The 718-nt window shown below is 43.0% G+C and carries 1 protein-coding gene; it reads right to left on the bottom strand.

The genetic code is table 11. The features are described from left to right. On the bottom strand, positions 1–303 hold a 303-nt coding region (locus JHJ32_RS22640), incomplete at its 3' end, for a DUF4325 domain-containing protein (RefSeq protein WP_200123018.1). Positions 304–718 lie beyond the last annotated feature (415 nt).

The following is a 718-nucleotide window of genomic DNA, read 5'->3' as shown; positions in this document are numbered from 1 at the left end:
GTGAGTTCTTTTTACGACTCTCCGCTTGGCCTGCGTCTTAGATACCGCATCCAGCATGCGAGTGATGGTGGCATCAGCATTTTTGATGACAATGTCAAATGATTCCTTATCATGAAGGTACAATTCCTTGTACAGTTGGTCAGCAAATGAACGCGATATAAATTCAATACCCCAAAAGTCCAATACTATCTGCTTGCATTCATTACGTTCTCTCACTACATCAGCAAGCCGATTGGCAGCTTCACGGGTGTCCAGCGTAATAGGCAATATGTTTACGAGTTTCAATTCACACGTCATTCGCATAACTTCTCAACTATTTTGCAATTTATAAAAGTATACCTGCGCTATTAAGCGATTGTATCGCCTCTTTTTTAGACATCGCCTTAGCTTCTTCCAGCTTTCTGGCAGCAAGCTCCATTAATGCCTCAAAATCCTTGTCATTCATATTGCAGCTACTATGCTTACAAAATAAGACATTCAAATTGCTATTTCAAAAGGTTGCTTCAAGTTGATTGGTTGCTGCTTTAGTGATTAAGCGGATGCTTTCGCTTACAGAAACCCAACGAACTGTAGCCACTCTTGTGCTCACCAATGCCCCTGCTCCCACCAACCCTAAGCAAACCCGCTTATTCTTGGGATGATTCTCCCACTTTTGCCCACCTACGCGTCTACGCATCAGTTCCACTAACCGAATAACCAAACTTGCCTCCTGGCCTTA

Source organism: Parapedobacter sp. ISTM3 (assembly GCF_016533505.1).
GTDB lineage: Bacteria > Bacteroidota > Bacteroidia > Sphingobacteriales > Sphingobacteriaceae > Parapedobacter > Parapedobacter luteus.
Note: the sequence above shows the minus strand (reverse complement) of the source record. Positions and strands in the feature narration are given on the sequence as shown.